Source organism: Aggregatibacter sp. 2125159857 (genome assembly GCF_017798005.1).
Classification (GTDB): Bacteria; Pseudomonadota; Gammaproteobacteria; order Enterobacterales; family Pasteurellaceae; genus Aggregatibacter.
In genome coordinates, this window is sequence record NZ_CP072548.1 from 1902370 (window position 1) to 1926470 (window position 24101).

Annotated in this window: 16 protein-coding genes and 2 tRNA genes; 10 read left to right on the forward strand and 8 right to left on the reverse strand. The window is 43.5% G+C overall.

Going from position 1 to position 24101, the window contains the following annotated elements:
* Positions 1-13 precede the first annotated feature (13 nt).
* Together bioB and J5X96_RS09285 are read left to right on the forward strand one after the other, a co-directional pair.
* Positions 14-1018, forward strand: a complete 1005-nt coding sequence (gene bioB / locus J5X96_RS09280; RefSeq protein WP_209363302.1) for a biotin synthase BioB — start codon at positions 14-16, stop codon at positions 1016-1018.
* A 192-nt stretch (positions 1019-1210) separates the two neighbouring features.
* Positions 1211-1280 (forward strand) — tRNA-Cys (locus J5X96_RS09285).
* Positions 1281-1437: 157 nt separating this feature from the next.
* On the opposite strand, the gene J5X96_RS09290 is transcribed toward J5X96_RS09285, so the two are convergent.
* Together J5X96_RS09290 and typA are read right to left on the reverse strand one after the other, a co-directional pair.
* A tRNA-Ile gene (locus J5X96_RS09290) sits at positions 1438-1514 on the reverse strand.
* A 123-nt stretch (positions 1515-1637) separates the two neighbouring features.
* Positions 1638-3500, reverse strand: a complete 1863-nt coding sequence (gene typA, locus J5X96_RS09295) for a translational GTPase TypA (RefSeq protein ID WP_209363304.1) — start codon at positions 3498-3500, stop codon at positions 1638-1640.
* 307 nt (positions 3501-3807) lie between these two features.
* On the opposite strand from typA, the gene glnA reads away from it, so the two are divergent.
* The 3 genes from glnA to J5X96_RS09310 all read left to right on the forward strand — a co-directional run bounded on the left by glnA (position 3808) and on the right by J5X96_RS09310 (position 7508).
* Positions 3808-5217 carry a glutamate--ammonia ligase gene (glnA, locus tag J5X96_RS09300; protein ID WP_209363307.1) on the forward strand — a complete coding sequence of 470 codons (1410 nt, stop codon included), beginning with the start codon at positions 3808-3810 and terminating at the stop codon, positions 5215-5217.
* 142 nt (positions 5218-5359) lie between these two features.
* Positions 5360-5920, forward strand: a complete 561-nt coding sequence (locus J5X96_RS09305; protein ID WP_021615205.1) for a DUF5358 domain-containing protein — start codon at positions 5360-5362, stop codon at positions 5918-5920.
* 67 nt (positions 5921-5987) lie between these two features.
* A complete protein-coding gene (locus J5X96_RS09310) occupies positions 5988-7508 on the forward strand; it encodes an iron ABC transporter permease (RefSeq protein ID WP_209363308.1) in 1521 nt (506 codons plus the stop codon).
* 25 nt (positions 7509-7533) lie between these two features.
* Here J5X96_RS09310 and murQ read toward each other — a convergent pair whose 3' ends face one another.
* From murQ to pssA, 3 genes are all read right to left on the reverse strand, one after another.
* Positions 7534-8448 (reverse strand): N-acetylmuramic acid 6-phosphate etherase, encoded by a 915-nt coding sequence (gene murQ / locus J5X96_RS09315; protein WP_209363310.1) that lies wholly within the window; start codon positions 8446-8448, stop codon positions 7534-7536.
* Positions 8445-9575: an anhydro-N-acetylmuramic acid kinase gene (locus tag J5X96_RS09320; protein ID WP_209363312.1), complete on the reverse strand. Its 1131-nt coding sequence runs from the start codon at positions 9573-9575 to the stop codon at positions 8445-8447. Before J5X96_RS09320 ends, murQ begins: the two co-directional genes overlap by 4 nt.
* Before the next feature lie 100 nt (positions 9576-9675).
* Positions 9676-11043 (reverse strand): CDP-diacylglycerol--serine O-phosphatidyltransferase, encoded by a 1368-nt coding sequence (pssA, locus tag J5X96_RS09325; protein WP_209363314.1) that lies wholly within the window; start codon positions 11041-11043, stop codon positions 9676-9678.
* Between the two features lie 171 nt (positions 11044-11214).
* Here pssA and J5X96_RS09330 point away from each other — a divergent pair, with 171 nt between their 5' ends.
* Positions 11215-12288, forward strand: coding sequence for a tRNA/rRNA methyltransferase (locus tag J5X96_RS09330; RefSeq protein WP_209363316.1), 1074 nt, complete (start codon positions 11215-11217; stop codon positions 12286-12288).
* Positions 12289-12347: 59 nt separating this feature from the next.
* Here J5X96_RS09330 and J5X96_RS09335 read toward each other — a convergent pair whose 3' ends face one another.
* Positions 12348-12608, reverse strand: a complete 261-nt coding sequence (locus J5X96_RS09335; RefSeq protein ID WP_032997744.1) for a YfhL family 4Fe-4S dicluster ferredoxin — start codon at positions 12606-12608, stop codon at positions 12348-12350.
* A gap of 66 nt (positions 12609-12674) precedes the next feature.
* On the opposite strand from J5X96_RS09335, the gene J5X96_RS09340 reads away from it, so the two are divergent.
* The 4 genes from J5X96_RS09340 to J5X96_RS09355 all read left to right on the forward strand — a co-directional run bounded on the left by J5X96_RS09340 (position 12675) and on the right by J5X96_RS09355 (position 17207).
* Positions 12675-13370, forward strand: coding sequence for a ribonuclease T (locus J5X96_RS09340; RefSeq protein WP_209363318.1), 696 nt, complete (start codon positions 12675-12677; stop codon positions 13368-13370).
* Positions 13371-13507: 137 nt separating this feature from the next.
* Positions 13508-14671, forward strand: coding sequence for a phosphoglycerate kinase (pgk, locus tag J5X96_RS09345; RefSeq protein ID WP_209363319.1), 1164 nt, complete (start codon positions 13508-13510; stop codon positions 14669-14671).
* A 124-nt stretch (positions 14672-14795) separates the two neighbouring features.
* Positions 14796-15875: a class II fructose-bisphosphate aldolase gene (gene fbaA / locus J5X96_RS09350; RefSeq protein WP_033002671.1), complete on the forward strand. Its 1080-nt coding sequence runs from the start codon at positions 14796-14798 to the stop codon at positions 15873-15875.
* 75 nt (positions 15876-15950) lie between these two features.
* Positions 15951-17207: an O-antigen ligase gene (locus tag J5X96_RS09355; protein WP_209363321.1), complete on the forward strand. Its 1257-nt coding sequence runs from the start codon at positions 15951-15953 to the stop codon at positions 17205-17207.
* 121 nt (positions 17208-17328) lie between these two features.
* Here J5X96_RS09355 and J5X96_RS09360 read toward each other — a convergent pair whose 3' ends face one another.
* Both J5X96_RS09360 and purL read right to left on the reverse strand, forming a co-directional pair.
* The gene (locus J5X96_RS09360; RefSeq protein ID WP_209363323.1) at positions 17329-19932 is read right to left on the reverse strand and encodes an SIR2 family protein; all 2604 of its coding nucleotides are present in this window, start codon (positions 19930-19932) and stop codon (positions 17329-17331) included.
* A gap of 47 nt (positions 19933-19979) precedes the next feature.
* Positions 19980-23879 carry a phosphoribosylformylglycinamidine synthase gene (gene purL, locus J5X96_RS09365; protein ID WP_209363325.1) on the reverse strand — a complete coding sequence of 1300 codons (3900 nt, stop codon included), beginning with the start codon at positions 23877-23879 and terminating at the stop codon, positions 19980-19982.
* Positions 23880-24101: the final 222 nt, after the last annotated feature.

The window sequence follows — 24101 nt, forward strand, 5'->3', positions numbered from 1 at the left end:
CTTAAGGAGACCTATGTCAACCAGTACCTTACAAATTTACTCCATCACACCGCATCCAACCGCAGAATATTGGTCGGTGTGCAAAGTAGAAGCCCTATTTGAAACCCCATTTTTAGATTTGGTTTATCGTGCGGCACAAGTTCATCGCAAAAATTTCAATCCACGTGCGATTCAGCTTTCTACCTTAATGTCGATTAAAACCGGCGGTTGTCCGGAGGATTGTGGTTATTGCCCGCAATCGGCGCGTTACCATACAGGCGTCCAAAATCAAGAATTATTAAACGTGGAAGACATAGTGGCGAAAGCCAAAATCGCGAAGGCGCGTGGGGCAGGTCGTTTTTGCATGGGCGCCGCATGGCGTGGACCAAAACCGAAAGACATCGCGAAAGTAACAGAAATTATCAAAGCGGTGAAATCTCTCGGTATGGAAACGTGTGGGACTTTTGGCTTATTGCAAGATGGCATGGCGGAAGAATTAAAAGACGCGGGCTTGGATTACTACAACCACAACTTAGACACTGCACCGGAACATTACAGCGAAGTGATTGGTACACGCCGTTTTGACGATCGTATCAGCACCTTAGGTAAAGTACGCAAAGCCGGCTTAAAAGTGTGTTGCGGCGGGATTGTGGGCATGAATGAAACCCGCAAAGAACGCGCAGGACTCATTGCCAGCTTGGCGAATTTGGATCCGCAACCGGAATCCGTGCCAATCAACCAATTAGTCAAAATTGAAGGTACACCGCTTGCCGATGCAGAAGATTTGGACTGGACAGAATTTGTACGCACCATTGCCGTAGCACGCATTACCATGCCAAACAGTTACGTCCGCCTATCTGCCGGCCGCCAAGGCATGAGTGAAGAAATGCAAGCAATGTGTTTCATGGCGGGGGCTAACTCCATTTTCTACGGCGACAAACTGCTTGTGACAGGTAACCCGGAAGAAGACGGCGACCGTTTATTGATGGAAAAACTCGATTTAGAGCCGGAGACGGAAGAGAACAAGCGTTTACGTTAATGACTCGCAGAGATTTAACGCATACCATGCAATCTGCAATATATGATTAAATCAAACATAAAAACAGGTAATTTGTTTAGGTTTATTATGTATCGCAAAAAATAGGACGATTACTCGCCCTGTGGTGTTGATAGAGATTAATAAATGCATTTGACTTTGTTTTAGGTGGTATATAGGGTAGTGCACAGTAATGCGTTGTGTAGACTAATGGTAAGTCAGCGAGCAATCGCGGTATTGTGGGTTCAACTCCCACCACAGCGCGTTACAACCTTTGTTTCAATATAATTTTGTCAATCGCCTTTTCTTCGATTTCGTGCAACAAGTTGCACGCTACGGTGATTCGGGGGATGCCGTGCAGTAGATTTTTTATCTATCGTTTGGGTTTTTGAGGGAAATAAAATGATGTGGTATAGCGAAAGTGGTGCCCCCAACAGGACTTGAACCTGTGACCAATCGATTATGAGTCGACTGCTCTGACCGACTGAGCTATGGGGGCAGAAAAAGCGTTGCGGATTATAGAGAATTTTGTCGTTAAAGTCTAGGATGACAAGATTTTTAGCCGAAAAAAGTGCAGTGCGTTTTACAAAACTTTTGAAAAACGCACCGCACTTTTTAGATTTTAAACGAATTGATGTGTGCTCGTGCTGGTTGTTGTTCTGTTAGCACGTTTACGATCCATTTCCGTTAATAATTTTTTACGGATGCGGATAGATTGCGGGGTAATTTCCACCAATTCGTCATCATCAATAAATTCAATGGCTTGTTCAAGGCTGAATTTAATTGGTGTGGTTAACGCAATCGCATCATCCTTACCGGAAGCACGCATGTTGGTGAGTTTTTTCCCTTGTAAGCAGTTCACGGTTAAGTCGTTAGAACGGCTGTGAATACCGATGATTTGACCTTCGTACACTTCGGCGCCGTGATCGATCATCAGTTTGCCGCGCTCTTGCAAGCCCCATAACGCGTAAGCCAAGGCTTTACCTGTCGCATTGGAAATCAATACACCATTTTTACGTTGGCCGATTTCGCCCGGTTTCACATCATCGTAATGACTGAAACTGGAGTAAAGCAATCCGGTACCGGAAGTCATGGTCATGAATTCGTTACGGAAACCGATTAAGCCACGGCTTGGGATGACATATTCTAAACGCGTACGTCCTTTACCATCCGGCACCATGTCTTTTACTTCACCTTTGCGGATACCAAGAGCTTCCATTACCGCGCCTTGGTGTTGCTCTTCAATGTCGATGGTGACTTGTTCAAACGGTTCTTGTTTGTGTCCATCCACTTCTTTAAGGATAACTTTCGGGCGGGAGACGGCTAATTCGTAGCCTTCGCGGCGCATATTTTCGATTAACACGGATAAATGCAATTCACCACGACCGGAAACACGGAATTCATCCGGGTTTGGGGTTTCTTCTACGCGCAATGCTACGTTATGCACAAGCTCTTTGTTTAAGCGCTCTAAAATCTGACGAGATGTCACGTATTTCCCTTCTTTACCGCAGAACGGTGAGGTGTTAACGCAGAAGAACATGGTGACGGTTGGTTCATCAACGCTTAATGCCGGTAAGGCTTCTACGTTGTTGATGTCGCAAATGGTATCGGAAATGTTGAGCTCGCCAAGGCCGGTAATCGCCACGATGTCGCCTGCGCTGGCAATGTCTTCTTCGTAGCGTTGTAATCCAAGGTGTCCCAATACCTGACCGATTTTACCGGTACGGGTTTTTCCGAAACTGTCGATGATGGTCACGCTTTGGTTAGGTTTCACCGTACCACGTTTAATACGACCAATACCGATAACGCCCACATAATTGTTGTAATCAAGTTGGGAGATTTGCATTTGGAACGGTGCGTCAAGTTCCACTTTTGGTGGTTCAACGTATTTGACGATAGCTTCAAATAAAGGGGTCATATCGGCAGCTAACTCGTCGTACTCCAAACCGGCAACGCCATTTAAGGCGGAGGCGTAAATAATCGGGAAGTCTAACTGTTCGTCAGTGGCGCCAAGATTGTCGAATAAATCGAACACTTGATCCACCACCCAGTCAGGGCGTGCGCCCGGACGGTCAACTTTGTTGATGACCACGATCGGTTTTAAGCCGTGAGCAAAGGCTTTTTGCGTCACAAAACGGGTTTGTGGCATAGGGCCATCAAAGGCATCCACCACCAATAATACGGAATCCACCATGGAGAGTACGCGTTCAACTTCACCACCGAAGTCTGCGTGTCCCGGAGTATCCACAATATTAATACGGTAGCCGTTCCAATTGATGGCGGTATTTTTTGCCAAGATGGTAATTCCGCGTTCTTTTTCAATATCGTTAGAGTCCATGACGCGCTCATCGGTATCACCGCTACGGGAGGCTTCCAATGTGCCGGATTGTTGTAATAATTTATCCACTAAAGTTGTTTTGCCGTGGTCAACGTGGGCAATGATTGCGATATTACGCAGTTTGTTAATGTCTATTTGATCTGTCATTGAGAATTCTTAAGCCTAAGCTAATAATAAAAAAATAGGTAATTTTCTGACCGCACTTTTAGTTAGTGCCAAAAATGCGAAAGGCGCAGATTATACAACTTTTTCTGAGGGTCTGCTATGAATAAATGGGAGAAAATTTGAACAATAAAACGGTGGTTTTATGAAAAATAAAAAAGGCGTTTGATGAAGAAAATTCAAGTGAATGAATCAAATACTTTTATGAAATCAGGCCAGAATATGCTATTTTTATACGCATTCTTTTTCCCATTTTATCTTAATTAACCCACGTCTTAGAGGATTTACTAGTATGTCTAACGCGATTGACAATGTGTTTAAACTCATTGAAGAAAATGACATCAAATTTGTGTTACTTCGTTTTACCGATATTCAAGGCAAAGAACATGGTGTTTCTTTACCTGTGAGTTTGGTTGACGAGGATTTATTTGAAGACGGCAAAATGTTTGACGGTTCCTCTGTAGAGGGTTGGAAAGCGATCAATAAAGCCGATATGCTTTTAATGCCGATTGCAGAAACCGCCGTTGTCGATCCGTTTGCACAGATTCCAACTTTATCCCTCCGTTGTAGCATTTTTGAACCGACCACCATGCAAAGCTATGATCGTGATCCGCGTTCTATCGCACTTCGTGCAGAAAATTATATGCGTTCCACCGGTGTGGCGGATCAAGTGTTCTTCGGACCGGAACCGGAATTTTTCCTCTTTGATGATGTACGTTTCGATGTGTCGATGAACGGCAATTCTTATCAAGTGGATGATGTTGAAGCCGCGTGGAACACCAACAAGCGTTATGAAAACGGCAACAATGCCTATCGTCCGCTGAAAAAAGGCGGCTATTGCGCGGTGGCGCCGATTGATACGGCACATGATATTCGTTCCGAGATGTGTTTGTTAATGGAAGAAATGGGCTTGGTGATTGAAGCGCACCATCACGAAGTCGCCACTGCCGGTCAAAATGAAATTGCGACCAAGTTCAATACGTTAACGTTGAAAGCGGATGAAACCCAAATTTATAAATACATCGTGCGTAATGTGGCAAAGGAATATGGTAAAACCGCCTGTTTCATGCCAAAACCGATTACCGGTGATAACGGTTCGGGCATGCACTGTAATATGTCCTTGAGCAAAGACGGCAAAAATATTTTCCAAGGAGACAAATATGCAGGTCTTTCAGAGACCGCACTTTATTACATCGGCGGTATTATCAAACACGCAAAAGCGTTAAACGCCTTTACCAACCCAAGCACCAACTCTTATAAACGTTTGGTGCCGGGTTTTGAAGCACCGGTGTTATTGGCGTATTCCGCAAGTAACCGTTCGGCGTCCATTCGTATTCCTGCCGTAACCAGTCCGAAAGCTATTCGTGTGGAAGCTCGCTTCCCGGATCCGCTTGCCAATCCGTATTTAGCCTTTGCGGCGTTATTAATGGCTGGCTTAGATGGCGTGGTGAATAAAATTCGTCCGGGCGATGCCATGGACAAAAACCTCTATGATTTGCCACCGGAAGAATTAAAAGATATTCCTGCTGTCGCAAGTTCATTAGAAGAAGCATTAAACGCCTTAGAAAAGGATTTCGAATTCTTAACACAAGGCAATGTTTTCACAAAAGATTTCATTCACGCCTTCATTGGCATAAAACGCAAGGAAGTTGAACGTTTGAACATGACACCACATCCGGTCGAGTTCGAAATGTACTACTAATTTGAAAACGCGCCTTGAATATTTTCGAGGCGTCGTTTTATTCTAACGACAATAACGATTATCGTAACAACATGAAATCGCCACGAATAGGGCGATCTTTTTCACGGAAACGCAATATTAAACTCACGTTAAAGGTGTCATTATGTTAAAGAAATACCTTATTTTGACAATGTCATTCTGCTTGGTCGGTTGTGGCCTTTTTTCCTCAAAAGAGGCACCAATCCCAGCGGAATATGCCGGCGCAGGTTATTATTTGTCAGATGCGGATGCACAACGCTGGGCGTTTGACAGCAAACAGGTTGAGCAATGTATTTACCCGAACTTAACACGGATTTTACAACAACATTTTCCGAAAGAAGATGCGTATATTCATTCACAATATGTACTTTTCTATCCGCTTGAAAAAATTATCGGCGAGAAATATGTCAAAATTATTCAAAGTGATGAAAAATCTATGAATTACGCCATTTATCAATATAAAAAATTCAAATTAGATAAAGTGGATGACTTAGATAAAGCGCAATGTAACGTTTTACGCAGAAATGCGTTAGATGATTTGGAAGTGGTTAAAGGACAATATAAAAATGGGATGTTAGAAGAGAAAAAAGCAACCGAAGAAAATAAATCTTCCGATGGTGTTGCTACAAATCAAAATAAATTCTTTTTTGACATTATTAAATGGGGTTCAGCACTCCTGCTTTAACGAAAGCCATTCTCATCGGATAACAAACATGAGAACCTAATTTCCCCAATTTCAATAGGATACACAGGTGAACCGCAATCCCCCATTTTGGCTGACCGCCTTGATTATTCTCATCAGCTTGCCGCTGATTTTGCCTTTTCTATACGTCATTGTGAGAGCCATTGAGGTGGGTTGGGATCGCAGTATTGCACTACTTTGGCGACCGCATATGTGGAAGCTGTTGCGCAACACCCTGCTACTGATGGTTTGTGTCACTTTTAGCGCCATTATTCTCGGCACGGTTTGCGCCTTTTTATTGGAACGCTATCGTTTTTGGGGTAAGCCCTTTTTTCAAGTGGCAATGACGTTGCCTCTGTGTATTCCTGCCTTCGTCAGTTGTTTCACTTGGATTAGCCTGACTTTTCGCGTCGAAGGCTTTTGGGGCACGATCGGCATTATGACTTTAAGCTCCTTTCCACTTGCCTATTTGCCGGTTGCTGCCACCTTAAAACGACTGGATCGCTCATTAGAAGAAGTTAGCCTTTCTCTCGGCAAAAGTCGTCGAGACACCTTTTGGCACGCCATATTTCCGCAGTTAAAACCCGCCATCGGCAGCAGTGTTTTATTAATCGCGTTGCATATGTTGGTGGAATTCGGTGCCGTGTCGATTTTGAATTATCAAACCTTCACCACCGCCATTTTCCAAGAATATGAAATGGCCTTTAACAACAATACGGCGGCATTGTTGTCCGCTGTATTAATGGCAATTTGCGCCTTGATTGTATTCGGCGAAATTTTCTTTCGTGGGCAACAAACCCTGTACAACAGTGGCAAAGGCGTGAGCCGCCCTTATCCGGTAAAAAATTTAACAGTTGGCAAACAAGGCTTGGTGGTCATTTTTTTCCTGACTATTTTTATTCTGAGCATCGGTGTACCGCTCACCATGTTGATTTACTGGATGATCGTAGGAACCTCTCTTGAAAGTGCGGTAGATTTTTCCGCCTTTTTCGAAGCCTTCAGCAACTCTTTGTTAGTTTCCGGTTTGGGGGCTGGGCTCACCGTGCTTTGCGCTTTGCCACTCGTTTGGAGCGCCGTACGCTATCGTAGCCGCCTTACCCTGTGGATTGATCGCCTGCCGTATTTATTGCACGCCGTGCCGGGCTTGGTTATTGCGCTGTCGCTGGTGTATTTCACCATTAACTATGCGTATTCTTTCTACCAAACGTTCTTTATGGTAATTGTTGCCTATTTCATGTTGTATTTGCCGATGGCGCAAACCACGTTGCGTAGCTCTTTGGAACAAATTTCCGACAATGTCGAAAAAGTGGGACAAAGCCTTGGGCGTAGCCATTTTTATATTTTCCGCACGCTCACCATTCCCGCCATGTTGCCGGGCATTGCCGCTGCCTTTGCGTTAGTGTTTTTAAACCTGATGAAAGAACTCACTGCCACCTTATTACTCACCCCGAACGACATCAAAACCTTATCCATTGCCGTTTGGGAATACACCAGCGATGCCCAATATGCTGCTGCCACGCCTTATGCCATTATGCTCGTGTTGTTTTCCGGCATTCCGGTGTTTTTACTCAAAAAATATGGCTTTAAATAAAGGTTATGCAAGAGGTGTTGGCATTTTACCCTGCCAACGCGTCCTGTAACCGTCCTTTTTTCTGTGCTAAAACGGCTTCAGCTTGGTCTTTATCTAATCCGCTCAACAGCATCATAATCGCCAATTTAGCATTTCCATGGGTCGTGAAGAGGGTTTGTTCTGCCGTGGGTTGGTCGCACTCGGTAGCTTGCATGACAATTCGGATAGCGCGTGCTTTGAGTTTTTGATTGGTGGCTTGTACATCCACCATCAGGTTTTGATAGCACTTGCCGAGACGAATCATGGCGGCAGTGGTGAGCATATTCAGCACCATTTTTTGCGCTGTGCCGGATTTCAAACGGCTGGAACCGGTGAGGGCTTCGGGGCCGACCGCAGTGGTAATGGTAATGTCGGCAATATCACTCATGACTGCGTTCGGGTTGCTAACCAAAGAAATTGTGGTGGCGCCAAGCTGTTTGGCATACTGCAATCCGCCGATCACATAAGGCGTGCGACCACTGGCAGCGATACCCACCAGTACATCCTTGCGGCTGAAATGAATATGGCGTAAATCCTGCTCGCCTGCTTCGCGATTATCCTCCGCCCCTTCCACGGCGTTGCGTAAGGCAATTTCGCCACCGGCAATTAATCCCACCACCATGCTTGACGACACGCCAAACGTTGGTGGGCATTCGGATGCATCCAGTACGCCAAGGCGGCCGCTGGTGCCTGCACCCATGTAAACCAAGCGTCCGCCCGCCTGAAATGCCGCCACGATGTGTTCTACTGCCTGTGCGATTTGTGGCAGATTTTTCTCCACGGCGAAAGCCACTTGTTTGTCTTCATGATTTAACAGCGTAACAACCTCTAACGGCGACAAAGCATCAATATGCAAGGTGTTTGGGTTGCGTTGTTCGCTTAACATTTTTTCAAGACTATTTAATAAATTCTGTTCGCTCATGCCTGTGTCTCCGCAGGAAAAATTGCGCCTAAACTGACCGCACTTTTGGCGCCGGTCACACTTGGCAAGTTAGACGGCAGGTTATGTAAACAACGATAGGCAAGCCAAGCAAAGGCAGCGGCTTCCACATAGTCTGCATCCAAGCCTTCATCATTGGTCGGGCGGCATTGCCATTGTGGTAATAGCGCTTGTAATCGCGCCATCAGCAAGCCGTTTTTTGCACCACCGCCGCAGACCAATAAACGGCGTGGTAATGACGTTTCCAGGGGATGTAACGCAAGAGCGATGCTTTGTGCGGTAAATTCTAATAAGGTAGCTTGTACGTCTTGTGGTGGTATCTCGCCTAAAAGTGCGGTGGTTTTTTCTAATGTTTTTTCAAGCCAGGCAAGATTGAATAATTCACGTCCGGTACTTTTTGGCGGTGGGAGTTGAAAATAAGGATCTTTCAACATTTCCGCCAATAATTCTGCTCGCACGTTGCCGCTACGTGCCCATTGCCCGTCAGCATCATAAGATTTTCCGAGATGGCGCTCGATCCAACCGTCCATCAGCGCATTACCGGTACCGGTGTCGTAGCCAATAATCGGTTGATGGGGAAAGAGGATGGAAATATTGCTGATGCCGCCAATATTCAGTACCACTGTCGCCCAGTTGTCATCATAAAACCACGCTTGATGAAACGCCGGCACTAACGGCGCGCCTTGCCCGCCAAATGCCATATCTTTACGACGGAAATCCCCAACCACATCAATACCGGTGCGGGCAGCAAGGAGATTCATGTCGCCTAATTGCATGGTGAACGGAAAATTACCTTGCGGCGCATGCCAAACAGTTTGTCCGTGGCAACCGAGCGCGCAAATTTGCTGTGGTTGCAGTTGGTGACGGGTGAGAAAATGATTGACCGCCTCGGCGTAGAGTAAGGCTAAGCGCTGATCCAATTCACCCAGCCGCTGCAATGTGCTGTTGCCTTGCGAAATTAATTGCAATAAATCTTGGCGCAAATCTGCCGGCATCGGGGTGAATTGTGCCGCGATAAATTGCGTTTTTTCGCCAAATGTCATCAGCGCGATATCCACACCGTCCAAACTGGTGCCGGACATGATGCCGAGATAATATTCTTGTTGCATGGCGATGTCCTCATCGAAGATAAAAACAAAATGGGGAAGAAGATTTTCACTTCTTCCCCACCGGTGATGAAATGTTCCACAAAACGAACGGAACGACAGATTACAAAATCATCTTCACTAACTTATCCGCTTTAATGCGGGCAAATTTTTTCAATAATTTTTGCACCGGCGCCGGATATTGAGCCATTTCTTCCAACTCCGTGTAATGTTGAAGCAACGTGGTATGTTGGCGAATATAGGCTAACTCCTGAATGACTTGAGGTAAAAGTTGTTGTTTCGGATCATGGATAAATAAGCCATTCTCCGCATCCAAGCGCCACGCACGCGGATTCAGATTATTACCGGTCAACAAAATATAATTATCGTCAATCCAAACGCCTTTTAGATGGTAGGTGTTCGTACCATCTTTCCAGGTCCGAATGATCAGCTGACCTTGTTCCATTTCACGTTGAAATTTTTTGCTAAAACGGCGTAAATTGTTTTCATACAAATAAGGCAACGCCCCCACCATTTTGAACGGCTGTTCCGGTGGAATGTAGAAATCATTCGCCACTTTATCGCCCACGATAATTTCAATTTTTTTGCCTTTACGTAGCAACTGGCGGATTTTTTGTTGCAATGTCCGCGGGAAATTAAAATACGGCGTACAAATAGTGAGCTTTTCATCGACCAGCTGGAATAAATCTTCGATCGTCCGATTTAATACATTGCCTGCCCCACCGAGACCAAATAACGGCGTTACCGTTAATTCGTTGCCAAAATCAACCGCACTTTCAAAAGTATATTGCCCATTAAGCGCAAGATTTTTTCTGAAATAGCGGATATTTTGTCGAATTTCTTTGGTTTTCGGACGGTTAATGCTATCCAACGGCAACACCACATCGCTATTCAACAAAAAGTCACGAATAAAAGCCACCATGCTGTCAGCCAACTGCGGATGGGTGATTTTTTGATAACGGTCATAACGGTATTTTTCATTTTGTTGCAAATACACGTTATTGATACTGGCGCCGCTGTAAAGCACGGTGTCATCAAAAACAAAGCCTTTAATATGCAACACACCGAACACTTCGCGCGTATTGATCGGCACACCGAAAAATAGATTCGGGTCATCGGCAAGTTGATATTTTTGACGTTGTTCGCAATACCAATCGGCATTCGTTGCACTCTTTTCCGCGCCTAATAAATTGCGTTGCGCACGATGCCAATCAATTAAAATTTTCACTTCAAGTTCAGGCTTATCTTGTTTCGCACGGTAAATTTCATCGAGAATTTCTTGCCCGGCTTCGTCATTTTGCCAGTAAAGTGCGGTCACAAAAATACGCGTTTTCGCCTGTCTGATCAGTTGAATAATTTCATTTTTAAATGCCATTGGGCTGTAAATAAATTCAACTTGTTCCGCCTGTAAAGCTAAACATGGCAGGCTTTCAAGACGCTTTTGAGCCCGTTTTATCTTATCTCTAAACATAAAATCTGTTCTCTGTTGTACTCAATGAGTCGGAACCTAATTGGGGCAATAGTTTACAATATTTATCGCCCCCCTTGGTAGAAAAAAGGCTGGTTTTCGTTATAATGCTCACAAATTTATTGCCAACAGCGCAAATTTATTCCATTCATCCACCCTATCGGCAACACAACTATGAACCAAAATTCAAACAAACCGACTTTCAAATCAAACAACCGTACTTTTTCCGAACGCACTGTCGGTGACGACCGTCAAAAACGCGATAAAAATCGACCGCACTTTTCCTCAAAAAGCGATTCTCACCAAGAATTTCGCAGAGAGCGAGATAACGACAGAAATACTAAGCCAAAATTTAAACACGCTGAAAGCCAAGAAAAAACCTTACATATTGCCGAAAGCACCATGAAAAAAGCAGGTGGTGCGGAAGGCAACGTGAAAGTCACCGTCAAAAGCAGTCGTTTCGATGATAAGCCGAGAGAGAAAAAGACCGGCCCATTGTCACCACGCGCACCGGAAAAAATCAAAAAGAATCGCGCAGAAGAAATGAAAGTGTATGGTGAAAATGCGTGTTTAGCCTTATTCCAACAACGCCCGGGGAGCATGGTGCGCTTGTGGGCAACCGTACAAATGGCGCATAAAATTGGGGATATTTGCAGTTATTTAGCGACCAATAAAAAGGTGTATCACATTGTGGACAACGACGAGATGATCAAAGTCAGCGGCACAGAACACCACGGTGGCATTTGTATGTTGGTAAAAAAAGCGCATCCGTTTACGTTGCAAGGCTATCTCGATGTGCCTCATCAAGAAGATTGCTTGGTATTGTTAGATAATGTGAACAACGCACAAAACATTGGTGGTATTTTACGTACTTGTGCCTTTTTCGGGGTGAAAAATATGGTGGTAGAAAACGCTGAAAGCCTTAATTCTGCCGTGACGTTACGTGTCGCAGAAGGCGGCGCAGAATACGTGCGAGTGTTGGAGACCAATGACACCCGCAATGCGCTTTCTCAATTACGCCAAGCCGGTTATCAAATCCTTCACGTGAGCAGCGATGAAAACGCCACAGCATTGGATAAAGTGCGGTTAAAAAATAAAACGGTTTTTGTACTGAGCGAAGGTTCGACAGAGGCTTTATCAGAGAAAAGCGATGAACAGGTTCGTTTGGCGTTTGCCAGCCCACTGAAAAATGGCTTAAACGTATCGGTCAATGCCGGCATTTTGCTGGCGAAATGGTATTTTAGATAAAGCGAGAAAAGTTAGGGCGGGTAAAAACGCCCTCTTTTTTCACCGCACTTTCAAACGCGTTACAGTTTGTCCCCGTGGTGAATTAACACAAAACGTTCCCACAGCTGTTCTTCGCTTTCCACATGATCCGGGTCAGTGATAATACATTTGCTGATAGGGCAAACTTTTTGACAGGTGGGCGTGTCGTAGTGACCGACACATTCGGTGCAGAGTTCGGGATCGATGACATAGATCTCATCGCCGATTGAAATTGCTTCATTCGGGCATTCCGGCAAGCACATATCGCAGTTCGTGCATTTGTCAGTGATGAGTAGAGCCATAGCGTCCTCGGGGAAAATGAAAGGGTCGGATTATAATCAATACATTAACAAAGTGAAAGGAATTTTATGAACGAGAAACGTATGTTGCTACTGTCTTTTTTTGTGGTGGCATTTTTAATGTTTTTACTTGCCGGTTGGTATTATTTTTCCCAACAGAAACAAGCGGCGGAGGTGGTTGTTGATCGTAATTACGATTACGTCATGAAAAACGATCCTATCGGGCAAAATAAACAGGCACAAACCGATTATTACACCCTCGTGTTATCTTGGTCGCCGGCATTTTGTGAACGGCAACGTCAACAATACGGCGATAATTTGCCAACCTCTTTGCAATATCAATGCGGCTTAACCCAACAATTCGGTTGGATTGTGCATGGGTTGTGGTCACAAAACAAACAAGCCCGAAGAGTCTCCGATCACCCGCGTTTTTGTCAGGGCGATTTACCGCAATTACCGCAAGACCTGATTGAACGCTATTTGCCGGAAGTACCGAGCGCCGCCTTATTACAAGGCGAGTGGGAAAAACACGGCGCGTGTATGTTTAACAATGCGCAAGATTATTTTGAAAAAATCAAAAATTTATACCGCACTTTAAAGCTACCGAACTATGAATTAAGCCGTACCGAACTGTTTAAATGGATGCGAAAAAACAACCCGCAATTAAAGAATGTTTACTTGGGCGCCGCACGTAATGAACTCTTTATTTGTTACGATTTAGACTGGCAAATTATGGATTGCCCAAGTAGTCGAACCGGCTATTAATTCAATAATTCGACATGGATCAATGAAATGTGTAATCCTAAAGTTGAACCCTTGAATTCAGGTTACAAGCTACTCAGTTACAGGTATAATGCCAACAGTTCTTATTTTTAATTTTAACCAGTAAAGAGAGGTAAATTATGTCAGTAATTAAAATGACCGATTTAGATTTGAATGGTAAACGCGTATTTATCCGTGCCGACCTAAACGTACCGGTAAAAGACGGTAAAGTCACATCCGATGCGCGTATCCGTGCCACCATCCCAACCTTAAAATTAGCCTTAGAAAAAGGCGCAAAAGTGATGGTTACCTCTCACTTAGGTCGTCCGACCGAAGGTGAATTCAAACCTGAAGATTCCCTCCAACCTGTTGTTGATTATTTAAACGAACATCTTGATGTCCCGGTACGCTTAGTACGCGATTACCTTGATGGTGTTGAAGTGAACGCCGGTGAAATCGTGGTATTAGAAAACGTGCGCGTCAACAAAGGCGAAAAGAAAAATGATCCTGAATTAGGTAAAAAATACGCCGCACTTTGTGATGTGTTCATCATGGACGCCTTTGGTACAGCACACCGTGCACAAGCCTCTACTTACGGCGTTGCAGAATTTGCACCGGTTGCCTGTGCAGGCCCATTGCTTGCTGCAGAACTTGATGCGCTAGGTAAAGCATTAAAAGAACCTGCACGTCCAATGGTGGCTATCGTGGGTGGTTCTAAAGTATCCACTAAATTAGAAGTGTTAAACTCACTTTCCAAAATTGCCGACCAAATTATCGTGGGTGGCGGTATCGCCAACACCTTCATTGCCGCAGCCGGCCACAACGTAGGTAAATCCTTATACGAAGCCGATTTAATCCCGGTTGCTAAAGAATTAGCGGCAAGCACAGACATTCCTGTACCGGTTGATGTTCGCGTGGGCACCGAATTCTCTGAAACCGCACCTGCGACAGAAAAATCCGTGACCGAAGTGAAAGATGACGAATCTATTTTCGACATCGGCGATAAATCTGCGGAACAACTTGCCGAAATTATCAAAAATTCGAAAACCGTTTTATGGAACGGCCCAGTGGGCGTATTTGAATTCCCGAACTTCCGCAAAGGAACAGAAATCATTTCTCACGCCATTGCCAACAGCGATGCATTCTCCATTGCGGGCGGTGGTGATACGCTTGCTGCTATCGACCTGTTCGGTATCGCAGATAAAATTTCCTATATCTCAACCGGCGGCGGCGCTTTCTTAGAATTCGTTGAAGGTAAAGTGTTACCGGCAGTAGAAATCCTCGAAAAACGTGCGAAAAACTAACCGCACTTTTTCTGCATAAGATCGTCATAGCACGTGTCTGCTGATGCGCGCTATCAATCAAAAACGTAAAACAAATTCTTCAAATGGTGGGAGCAACCCACCCAACACAAAAGGAAAAACGAAAATGGCTAAATTATTAGATATCGTCAAACCGGGCGTGCTTACCGGTGAAGATGTTCAAAAAGTATTCGCATACGCAAAAGAACACGGCTTCGCACTTCCTGCCGTAAACTGCGTCGGCTCCGACTCCGTGAATGCTGTATTAGAAACGGCTGCCCGCGTGAAAGCGCCGGTCATTATTCAATTCTCTAATGGCGGTGCCGCATTCTACGCAGGCAAAGGCATCAAACCGACCAGCGGTGCACGTCCAGACGTATTAGGTGCCATTGCAGGTGCAAAACACGTTCATACTTTAGCCAAAGAATACGGCGTACCGGTGATTTTACACACCGACCATGCGGCGAAAAAATTACTTCCATGGATCGATGGTTTACTTGAAGCTGGTGAAAAACACTTTGCTGAAACCGGTCGTCCATTATTCTCTTCCCACATGCTTGACCTTTCCGAAGAGCCAATGGAAGAAAACATGGCAATCTGCCGTGAATACCTTGCTCGTATGGACAAAATGGGGATGACCCTTGAAATCGAAATCGGTATTACCGGTGGCGAAGAAGATGGTGTGGACAACTCCGGCGCAGATGAATCTCGTCTTTACACCCAACCATCTGATGTGCTTTATGTTTACGACCAATTAAATCCGGTCAGCCCGAACTTTACCGTTGCAGCCGCATTCGGTAACGTACACGGCGTGTACAAACCGGGTAACGTAAAATTAAAACCATCTATCTTAGGTGCAAGCCAAGAGTTCGTCGCGAAAGAACGCAACCTTCCGGCAAAACCAATCAATTTCGTGTTCCATGGTGGTTCCGGTTCTTCCCGTGAAGAAATTCGTGAAGCGATTAGCTACGGCGCAATTAAAATGAATATTGACACCGACACCCAATGGGCGTCTTGGAACGGTATTCTCAACTTCTACAAAGCGAACGAAGCATATTTGCAAGGTCAGTTAGGCAACCCGGAAGGTCCTGATGCACCAAACAAAAAATACTACGACCCACGCGTTTGGTTACGCAAAATGGAAGAATCTATGTCTAAACGTTTAGAACAATCTTTCGAAGACTTAAACTGCGTTGACGTTTTATAATTGAAAAAAACACATTAAAATGTAACCGCACTTTTTAGTGCGGTTTTTTATTTATTTCTTGTTTAAGAGAGGCTTATGTTTGATTTAAAACATGATAAGCTCGCCCTATTTATCAACGTCTGTGTCGGTTTTTTCTTTTTATCCGCCTTAACGTTCCAAGGCGGCTACAATGTTGCACCGATGGCGCTGATGCTATTAGGGCTTGGCTATAGCGTTTATTGCTTATTCAAAAAAATGCCTTTTGCTCTCACGAAAGAGACAAAATGGCTGATTTGGACGTTACTCTTTTATTTTTCTGTTTTTGTGCTTTCTTGGTTAATTCATGATGGAAAAATACGCGAATTAGATAATCCAAGCCGGGCAATATTGCTGATTCCTGCTTTTCTTCTTTTGCTTAAGACACCACCTAAACTTTCGACCTTTTTATGGAGCGTTCCTTTAGGCAGTGTATTGGCAGGTTTCATGGCAATCTATGATAAGTTTATATTACAAAGTGAAGCCGCGTTTAGTTCACGAATCATGTATATTCAAGGCGGTGACATTGCCATGTCATTGGGGTTATTTAGCATGGCTATTGCGCTGTATTTTTGGCAAAAAACACAACCAAAACAGTCCGCGCTTTGCATTCTAGCCGCCTTATTTGGCATTTTGGGCAGTATTCTTTCTACCGCGCGTGGCGGTTGGCCGGCATTGCCCATTCTCTTGATTGCATTACTTTGGATGTATCGCCGTAATTTATCAAAAACATTTTTTATTACCTTGATTGGTTTGTTTGCTATAGCCATCATTGGTATTGCGCAAATGCCAAATAATCGTATGAGTGAGCGTTTTGCGGCAGCGCAAGATGATATTCAACAATATTTAGAACAGGATAACGGTTCTACCTCTGTCGGCGCACGTTTTGATATGTGGAAATCCGTCTTCATCATGGTACAAGAAAAGCCGATATTGGGCTGGGGAACACAAGGCGCGCCCCAAAAACGCCACCAGTTAGCCGAACAAGGCATCATCAGCCAATACGCCGGGCAATTTACGCATGCACACAATCAATATTTAGATGATCTTTCTAAGCGTGGCATCGTTGGATTAGTCGCCTTTTTAGCAATCTTTGTTATACCGCTACGCCGTTTTATGCCGGGCTTAAAAAGCGACTCCGCAGAAACAAAATTAATTGCCACATTAGGCACCCTTCATGTGCTCGCCGTGATGATTTACTGCCTAAGCCAAAGCTTCTTCGCCCATAATTCAGGGAATTTATTTTACTTTTTCCTCACGATTGTATGGTATGCCTTGTTCACCACGCAGCAAGGTAATATCAAGAAGATGTCATAAGCCTAAAATTAACAATCCTCTACGATAGCCCCTATGATGGCGCAAGCGTCCACGCTTGTGCCTGTAACTAAAATAAAAAAGCACAAGCGTGGACGCTTGCGCTATCGTGGGGGAAACCGCACTATTGTGGAGCGGGATTGAAACTTAATATTTTGCTCTCATCAATGAACACCCAATTCTTCACAACATAATATTCTTTCGGATTCTTATTAATTAGTTTTTTCAAATTAGAATAACCTTGTTCTTTTTTGTTTTGGAGCAAAATAGAAGTTGCCACTTTTAAATGCTCATCTTTTGTTCTTGAGTTAATTTTGTTAATTTCATCTTCATTAATTTTTCCATCTAATTTTCCTTTTGCAATAAGGTAATTTATTTTAAAAATATCAAAATTATTTGATTTGAATTCTCCTTTATTTTTATTAAAAACATCTATAACATCTTGATATTTACCTAGCTTTAATAAATAGTATGTTTTTGATATTAAATATTCTCTAAAATCTCCATCATACTTTCTTTCCTGTTCAATAAATGATAAAGCGCTATCAAAATCACCTTTAATAGAAGAAATCTTATCTTTTAAACTAAAATAATATTTTTGTTTTAATCCATATTTAATATCTTCTATATAGGACTCTATTTCTTTTAAGAAGTTAATATCAATGATTGATGATGCATCTAAAATTAATTCTAATTCATCATCTATATCTTCTTTTTTCATCGCAAATCTTAAATACTTACGAGCTAAATCAATATCTTTCCGATAAAAGAAATCATACAAAGATTTATGAATTAAGGTTCTTGATGTATACTCTTCTAAGTTATCTTCTTTAATAGAGTCATAAAAATCTTTATGAGCCTCCCCGTATCCGTTAGAATCTTCAAATGATAGTATTTTCTCAAGTAAACTTGAGATAATTTCATTAATTCTCTCTTTCGAAGATCTTTCTTTTTTATCTCTTGTTGAAATAATATCCTTAATAGTTTCAATGGCGTTACTTTCCTTGGATATCCTCTCTGCCTCTAGAGATCTAATTATAATATAATTTATATTATTCTTATTTGATGATTTCATATCTTTAATTAATTTATCAATTTCTTCTTCATATTTATTCTTATCTTTTTCATTATCCTCTTTATTTAACCTCTCTGTAAGTAATTTATGTTTTTGTAAAAATGCCTTGTTATAAAGAGAAGGATTCAACTTTAAACTTAAGTTAATATTTTTATCTATATCGGAAAAGTAATCTAAAGATGAATCGTTTCTCATCATTGAAAAATATAAATCACTCTGTTTATTTAATAAGGAATATGACTTGTTTAATTTTTTTATAGAATTACTAAGAAATTTATTTTTTTCGTTTAAGTCATTAATTAAACTTAGTTTTATTAAATAGTGTTCATCAGAAAACTCATCTAAATTAATTAATTCATTAGCCCAATGCATAGCCTGACTCTTTTGATCTGACATTAATGCAAGATCAATTAGTCTTTTTATATATCTTTCCTGATCATCTTTAGTACTTAAATCATTAAAATATCTCTCACATAATAAATAAGCTTCATTAGGGTCGACTTTTGCTTTCTCCGATACTTCTAATATATTTCTAAAATTCTTTAGACTTATTTTTTCCTTAGATTTATCACTGCTTTTAATATTTAAGAAATTAGATATATCTACTTTATCTCTACTTTTATATAGTTCTTCTAGTTCTCTTTTTATAATCTCATTATCTGATCTTGAAAAATTATCCATAATTTTAGATATTATTTTATCTCGTTGAGATTCTTTATCAGAATTAAATAATTTTCCATACTCACCAGTGAGCTCATTATATAGCGATGCAAAAAATTCATCAAATCCATCTATAATTATTGGATAAACCTTATCTTTCCACAAAAGATTCATTACGCTTTGATTAATCTCATCCTCTTTTCTAAAACACCAATACACCCCATTTTTTACATAGTTATCTGTTTTCACAAGATATTCTAACACATCCATAATAGATCTATCACTTCCTGAATACCCTAATATTATTAAGCCAAATTCTTTACAAAATTCAATTAGTTTATCTTTTATATTTTGTTCTAAAGATTCTGTTTCTCTTAATGTGCTTTTAATATTTTCAAACAAATAATCGCCATGTAATTTTAGTATTTTAGGCCTTTTTGAAGTAATTGAAATAGAATGAACAGAAGAATCATGTGCACATACTATTGGTCTAGTGCTAGATAACTGATAAAAAGATTCATTTAATAGATCATCAAAATTTGTAGTAAAAATAGTATTAAAGAAACCTTTCTCAACAAGAGAAACTAAATATGCATAACCTATAGAAGGTAATTTATTACCTACTTGTTGCTCTACAAACTTCCTACGTTGAGACGGTAAATCAAATTTTTTTTCAAATAATGATGAATAAGGGTTAACAGAGTTAAACCAACTAGGATGTTTATGCTCGAAATACTGTTCAATGTTTTTATAATCATCGGTTGGCTCAAATTGCTTATCTTCAAAACGCTCATATAATTCTCTTTTCCATATATCAATTAATTCTAATGCAGTGCTTATTCCAGAGCTCTTTGAAGCTCCCGCACCAAGAAAAAGAGAATAATTAGATGTATCTTTATTCTCTCTTGTAGAAATAAAACGAGTTAAATCTTTAACTGTTCTAGTTTTACGGCTTAGTTGACCTCCAGCTAATAGAAGTTCCTTGGCTTTCATATTTTCTCCATTATTGTTTTATATATTAAGATAATAAGAATTAATAGCTACGCTTTACCTAACACCACCCTCGCATTCCTAAACACCCGCATCCAAGCGCCATCTTCTCCCCACTCTTCCGGATGCCATGAGTTGCTCACGGTGCGGAAGACGCGTTCCGGGTGTGGCATCATGATGGCGACGCGGCCGTTGGTGTTAGAAAGGGCGGTGATGCCAAGGGCGGAGCCGTTCGGGTTCGCCGGGTACACTTCTGTCGGATTGAGGTTGTTGTCGATGTATTGCGCAACGATCAAGTTTTGTGCTTGAAGTGCGGTCAAATCTGCGGGTGTTTTAAATTCCACTCTGCCCTCGCCATGGGAAACGGCAATTGGCATGTGGGAACCTGCCATGCCTTGGAACCACAGCGAGTTGCTTTCATTAATGCGAACCAAGGCGGCGCGGGCTTCAAAACGTTCGGATTTATTGCGCACGAAACGTGGCCAGTTTTCCGTACCCGGAATAATTTCCGCCAAGGTGGAAAGCATTTGGCAGCCGTTACAAATGCCAAGTGCGAGCGTGTCTTCACGTTCAAAGAATTGGCTGAATTGATCCCGTAAGTGCGGGTTAAATAAAATGGATTTCGCCCAACCGCCACCGGCGCCGAGCACGTCGCCGTAAGAGAAGCCGCCACACGCCACTAAGGCGTTGAAGTGTTGCAAATCATAACGGCGATTATGCAAGTCGCTCATGTGAACGTCGATGGCCTCAAAGCCGGCGCGGTCAAATGCCGCTGCCATTTCAACATGGCTGTTTACGCCTTGCTCTCGCAACACCGCCACTTTTGGACGTTTTCCGGTCGCAATATAAGGCGCGGCAATGTCTTCGCTTGGGTCGTAGGTTAAATAGGCGGAGAAGCCTTTGTCCTGCGGATTTTTCTTCGCCGCAAATTCTTGGTCGGCACATTCCGGGTTGTCCCGTAAGCGTTGCATTTGATGAGTCAATTCCGCCCAAATGCCGCGTAATTCTGAGCGTTTTTCATTGAGTAACACTTTGTTGCCGCGGGTGATTTCGATTTCGTCGTCTTCGGTAACGGCGCCTAATTCTTTCACCAAATGCAACACATTGTGTTTAGCGAAGACATCGCGCACGAGACTTAAATCGCTGTCGCGCACTTGAATCACTGCGCCCAATTCTTCGTTAAATAACACGGCTAAATCGTTGTCGCCCAAGGCACTGATATCCACTGCCACTCCGCAATGTCCGGCAAATGCCATTTCCGCCAAGGTAACAATTAAACCACCGTCGGAACGGTCGTGATATGCCAATAATTTTTCTTGCGCCACCAATTCCTGCATGGCGTTAAAGAAGTTTTTCAATGTGTCGGCGTTGACCACATCCGCCGGTTTGTCGCCAAGTTGCGCATACACCTGCGCTAATGCGGTAGCGCCCAAGCGGTTGTTGCCTTCGCCCAAATCCACTAACAACAAGCGGGATTGTCCCTTGTCAGTGCGTAATTGCGGAGTAACGGTTTTGCGAACGTCTTCCACACGGGCAAAGGCGCTGATAATCAAAGAAAGTGGCGAAGTCACGCTTTTTTGTTCGCCATTTTCCTGCCAAGTGGTTTTCATGGACATGGAGTCTTTGCCTACCGGAATAGTTAAGCCTAATTGCGGACAAAGCTCTTCGCCCACGGCTTTCACCGCCGCGTATAAGCCCGCGTCTTCGCCTTTATGGCCGGCGGCGGACATCCAGTTGGCAGACAATTTAATGCGTTTAATGTCACCAATGTTCGTAGCGGCAATGTTGGTAATGGATTCAGCCACAGCTAAACGGGCAGACGCAGCGAAATCGAGTAATGCTACCGGCGTGCGTTCGCCCATGGACATGGCTTCGCCGTAGTAGCCGTCTAATGTCGCTGTGGTCACCGCGCAGTCTGCCACCGGTACTTGCCACGGACCGACCATTTGATCACGTGCCACCATGCCGGTCACCGTGCGGTCACCGATGGTAATTAAGAAGGTTTTTTCCGCCACCGCAGGCAAATGAAGCACGCGATGTAACGCCTCTTTTAATTGAATTTGGCTTTGTTCAAGCGGTTCGCCGTTAACGCTAGCGGTTTGCACGTCGCGGGTCATTTTTGGGGTTTTGCCGAGCAACACGCCCATCGGTAAATCAATCGGATTGTTGTTGAAATGCTCGTCGTGTAAGGTTAAATGTTTTTCTTCCGTGGCTTCGCCGATCACCGCATAAGGCGCGCGTTCACGACGGCAGAGTTCCTCAAAGTGCGGTAGTTTTTCCGGATGAATGGCAAGCACATAACGCTCTTGTGATTCGTTACACCAAATTTCCAACGGGCTCATTTCGCGCTCATCGCTTAAGATTTTACGAAGTTCAAATTTACCGCCACGGCCGCCGTCATGCACCAATTCCGGCATGGCGTTGGATAACCCGCCTGCGCCTACATCATGAATAAAGGCAATCGGGTTGTCGCCGCCTAACTGCCAGCAACGGTCGATCACTTCTTGGCAACGGCGTTCCATTTCCGGGTTGTCCCGTTGTACGGAAGCGAAATCCAAGTTTTCTTTGGATTTACCGGAAGCCATAGAAGAGGCCGCACCACCGCCCAAGCCGATGTTCATGGCTGGGCCACCAAGCACAACCAGTTTTGCGCCCACCGGAATGTTGCCTTTTTGCACGTGTTCGGCACGAATGTTGCCGATGCCGCCAGCCAACATGATCGGTTTGTGGTAGCCACGCACTTCTTCGCCGTTGAAGCTATTCACTTTTTGTTCGTAAGTACGGAAATAGCCGAGCAATGCCGGACGACCGAATTCGTTGTTAAACGCCGCGCCACCTAAGGGGCCTTCCAGCATAATGTCTAAGGCGGAAGCAATACGGTTCGGTTTGGAAAGCGGGGCTTCCCAAGGTTGTTCAAAGTTTGGTATGCATAAGTTGGATACAGAGAAGCCCACCAAGCCCGCTTTTGGTTTTGCGCCGCGACCGGTCGCGCCTTCATCACGGATTTCACCGCCGGAACCGGTTGCCGCGCCCGGGAACGGGGAAATGGCGGTTGGGTGGTTGTGGGTTTCCACTTTCATTAAAATGTGGGTATCTTCATTGTGATAACGGTAAATGCCGTCTTGATCAGGGAAGAAACGTCCCGCTTTGGAACCTTCCATCACAGCCGCGTTGTCTTTATACGCGGAAAGCACAAAATCAGGGGTTTTCTCAAAGGTATTTTTGATCATTTTGAACAGGGATTTATCCTGTTTTTTGCCGTCGATAATCCAGTCGGCATTGAAAATTTTGTGGCGGCAGTGTTCCGAGTTGGCTTGCGCGAACATATACAGCTCAATGTCATGTGGGTTGCGTCCAAGTGCGGTGAAATTTTCCATCAAATAATCGATTTCATCTTCCGCCAATGCCAAACCGAGTTCTACGTTGGCACTTTCTAAGGCACTGCGTCCGCCGTTTAAAATATCCACGGTTTTGAACGGCTTCGGTTCTTGTTGACGGAACAACACTTCCGCCTCATCTGCCTTGCGCACCACGGTTTCCATCATGCGGTCATGTAAAAGTGCGGTCAGTTTTTCCGTTGTTTTTTCATCTAACGGCTGTGTCAATTCAAAGTAATACGCCAAACCACGCTCAATACGTTCCACCTCATTTAAGCCGCAGTTATGGGCGATATCGGTGGCTTTGGACGACCAAGAAGAAATGGTGCCGACCCGCGGAATCACAATAAAACTTTCCCCTTTGGCTTCGTGTTCGGCAAGGGTTGGCCCGTAATGCAACAAGGCTTTCAGTTTGGCTTCCTGTTCAGCAGAAAGGGCGGCATTTAATGCCACGAAATGCACATACTCCGCATACACGGATTTCACCGGTAATTGTTGCTGTTGGAATTTTTGCATTAAGCCATTGATACGGAATTCGGAAAGGGCAGGTGAGCCACGGAAAGTTTGAAACATGAGGATTACCTTTAAGGTTGAATTGAAACAAAAATTGCGGGCTATTATAAAGGAAAATCAAAGAGACGAAAACGTTTGCGTCATCTCTTTTTTAGACATGGGCATGGTCATTTTGACGTAAAAGCGAATTGACAAATACAGTGAAATGAAAAAATAACAGAAAATGGCGCAAGTCAGTCAACCGACTTGCGCCTCTTGACAGTCAAAAAATAAGTTTTTAAA